This is a genomic window from Kitasatospora sp. NPDC058115 (assembly GCF_042884635.1).
Lineage (GTDB): Bacteria > Actinomycetota > Actinomycetes > Streptomycetales > Streptomycetaceae > Kitasatospora.
The window spans coordinates 1-3588 of record NZ_JBHVTL010000066.1 but is presented as its reverse complement, the minus strand read 5'-3'; the positions used below and the strand labels follow the sequence as shown (position 1 = coordinate 3588).

Below are 3588 nucleotides of genomic sequence, written 5' to 3'. Positions count from 1 at the left end.
GGAACGAAGTGAGCATTAAGGAGTTGACTCATTCACGACACCCAAAAGCCTGTTTATCAAACAAACCCCGTTTGTTTGCGCCTGCCGAAGGGGCATCCCCCGAAGATCGGGGGTAGGGGGTTTGAATATTTGCCATCCAACGTGCTAGCGTTGGCGGGTTTGGGCAGAGCCCAAGAAAGGCGGTTCGATGATGAAAATGACAAGAGAAAGTTTTGAAAAAGGCATGAGATATGCGAAAGCGACACACGCCATTGAAGGAATTTATCTTACAGCTGACGAGGAAGAATTATTATGGCAGCACGGATCTGGTCAGATCACAGATGAGAAGTTTGAGAAAAAAGCCCTTGAATTGGCTTATAAAGTGATACAATAGAGTTCTAGGCGGAAGGTGCGTAGCGGAAGACGACGGCAGTCGTCGAGTGGCAACGAAAAGCGAAGCACCGAGAGCCAAACGGGAATCCCCTATGCTAACAGGGGGGTAGTACGCAAGATGAAAATAAAACGTATAAAAAAACATGTCGTTCATTTTAAAAATGCCGTTGAGAGCGTTCAGATTCGATTCTGAGCGCTTTTATTTTTGTTCAGGTACTTGAAATGGGGTAATGCGTTAAAAACGCTTATAAGGGCTTTAAATGCGTTTTTTCGTTTTGTCTGCTGTCATGCTTTTTAAATTTGATGGCTAGATGCCGAGGAATTTTCAAAAGTGTTTGCGAGATGCCGAAAATTTTACATATCGAGGGAGAAACAGGGTTTTATTAGGAAATCTTGTGCTAGCATTTAGTATAAAACTGGTTTTATAAGGGGTGATTGTAGATGGCGGCCATACCGTCTCCAGTTGTAGCGGTTAAGATCAATGAATGGTACAAGCATATAAAGAGATTCAATGTGAAAGAGGCTGAGATTCTAAGGGAAGAGGTTAGGAAAGAGATCGATGCTATGGAAGAAGATGAGCAAGCGGTTCTTTATTTTCAATTGATGGAGTTCCGTCATCAATTGATGCTTGATTATGTGCAACCTTCTAAGAAACCATTGGAGCCTTCTGAATATTTGAAAGCTGTAGAAGGACAAGGGAAAAAGATGTCGGGCTTTCTTGAATACTATTTCAACTTTTTTCAAGGAATGTATGAATTCAGAATGGGCGAATTTGTTAAAGCTATCATGTTCTATAGGCGAGCTGAGAAACGTTTGGAGCAAGTTGCTGATGAGTTAGAGAAAGCGGAATTCTATTACAAGATGTCCGAAGTGTTTTATCACATGAAACAGACACATATGTCTATGTATTATGTCACTCTTGCTTATGATACTTATAAGGCTTATAAGACGCATTCAATTTATATGGTTCGTGAAATTAATTGTTTAACTGTAGTCGCGGGAAATTATATGGATTTAGAAACTAGAGATAAAGCATTGACTTGTTTTTCTTTAGCTTTGGAAAAAGCGGAGGCATTGGGGAATAAGCATATAATTTTTAGGCAGCTGTACAATATCGGTATCTGTTATCAAGGGTTAAATCAAATTACGAAAGCTGTGTCGTATTTTCACCAATCCATTTTAGAAGGGGAGCCAATCGGTGAAAAGTTGTTTCAAGTCTATTATGAATTGATACGGATTCATTTGAATCAAAAAGAATTAATTGAGGGACGAGAATTTTACGAGAAAGCTAAGGAACAGTTGGCTTTACATAAAGATGATTTATTTCTGGATATGTTGAAGGTGCTGGAAAATTTATTTTTTAAGTCTGCAAATCTTAGTGAAGTATTGGCTTGCTTGGATAAATTGGAAAGCCCGAGAGGTTTACCTTACATGGAAGACCTAGCTTTGGAAGCCGCCCGATTTTATACTGAAAAAGGGCGTGTGGATGAATCTGTAAAAATGTATGAAAAGATGATATACGCCCAAAAACAAATTCAAAGGGGCGATTGTTTGTATGAATTTCTATAGGAACTGTGCTTTAGGTTTAATTTGTACATCAGCATTGGTTATCGGTGTTTTTGTTCAAGCGAATATAGATAGCTATAGTGCAACTGGTTTTCAAGTTTATGATTCTAGGGCAATGACTTAATTCTTCAGACCTTTTAGGTCTGTTTTTTTGTTGCGCAGCAGGACCAAAAAATCAAAAAAAAATCTCCCCCTGCGGGGAAATTTGGTTTAGTCTTTGGTCTTTTAGGTTTTTGGGTTTTAATCTTTTAAAAAGATGGCGGTTTCGCCAGCTTTTTGGCGATTTTGACGGAGTCAGAATCGTGTCTTTTCTTATCTTGATACATATAGAAACATTGAGATTTTCAAAAAGTGATATAAATCCAGTGGTGTCAAGGGTTTAAAGGTAATTTGACAGGGAAAAACCCCGTCTGCTATTATTAAGTTACCACACCAAATAATAGATAGCTAGAGAACTAGCGGCAGAAGGGGTTTTTTCTTTGTTTTATTCATCTGAATCGAATTATACCATCCTCGAGGATAAAACCGCAACAGGTAAAAAGCGGGATTGGAAGGGGAAAAAGGTGAGATCGTCGCTTATGGCGGCTCACTATGAAGGACTTGAAAAGCGTACCGGTGCGCCTTACTACGGAAAAAAGGCAGAGAAAGTATGTGATTGTGCGGAATGTCTTGCGTTTAAGAGGGATCGAGAAACGGGCAGACTACGATTATATCAAGCCTATTTTTGTAAAGTGAGGTTATGCCCTATGTGTGCGTGGCGAAGGTCATTGAAAATTGCTTATCACAACAAATTGATCGTTGAAGAAGCCAATCGGCAATATAAGCCAGCATGGATATTTCTCACGTTGACAGTAAAAAACGTTGAGGGTGATGATCTGAAACAGACCATTTCGGATATGATGAAAGGTTTTAATAGATTGATGAAATATAAAAAAGTTGATTCTGCGGTGCGTGGGTATTTCAGAGCTTTAGAGATTACGAAAAATCATGAAGAAAATACATATCATCCGCATTTTCATGTGTTAATACCTGTTCGTACTAATTACTTTGGTAAGAACTATATTAATCAAAAAGAATGGACAAGCCTTTGGAAAAGAGCAATGAAATTGGATTACACACCTATTGTGCATGTGCAGAGGGTCAAAGGTAAAAAGGGAATCGATGCGGAAGCGATTGAAAAAGAAGTACGCAAAGAAATGGAAGAACAGAAAGCTATTTTAGAGATTTCTAAGTATCCAGTGAAAGACACTGATGTGATACGTGGGAATGAAGTGACCGAGGAAAATTTGGATACGGTCTATTATTTGGATGATGCGTTAAATGCCAGGCGGTTGATCGGCTACGGCGGGATCTTGAAAGAGATTCATAAGGAACTGAATTTGACGGACGCCGAGGACGGGGATCTTGTCAGAATTGAAGAAGATGAAGACGAGGTAGCTAATGAGACGTTCGAGGTTATGGCGCATTGGCATGTAGGAATTAAGAATTACATAATTAATTAAATAAAGCAGACAATTTTGTCTGCTTTATTTTTATACAATCCATAAGATAATTTCTGCTAGAGAATCAGCAGTTTTTGAAGGTACTCCTGCTTTTTTCAAGGCTTTTACTAGAGCGCCTTTTGATGCACTATTCAGTCTTTCTGTGGCA

The 3588-nt window shown here is 38.9% G+C and carries 3 protein-coding genes; all 3 read left to right on the top strand.

The window, feature by feature from the left end; translation table 11 throughout:
* The first annotated feature begins 187 nt into the window (after positions 1–187).
* Entirely contained in the window at positions 188–373 is a 186-nt protein-coding gene (locus ACFVVL_RS35290; protein ID WP_024024780.1) for a hypothetical protein, read from the top strand.
* A 440-nt stretch (positions 374–813) separates the two neighbouring features.
* Positions 814–1941 carry a RapH N-terminal domain-containing protein gene (locus ACFVVL_RS35285; protein ID WP_024024781.1) on the top strand — a complete coding sequence of 376 codons (1128 nt, stop codon included), beginning with the start codon at positions 814–816 and terminating at the stop codon, positions 1939–1941.
* 575 nt (positions 1942–2516) lie between these two features.
* Positions 2517–3440 carry a protein rep gene (locus tag ACFVVL_RS35280; protein WP_387682656.1) on the top strand — a complete coding sequence of 308 codons (924 nt, stop codon included), beginning with the start codon at positions 2517–2519 and terminating at the stop codon, positions 3438–3440.
* The last annotated feature ends 148 nt before the right edge of the window (positions 3441–3588 follow it).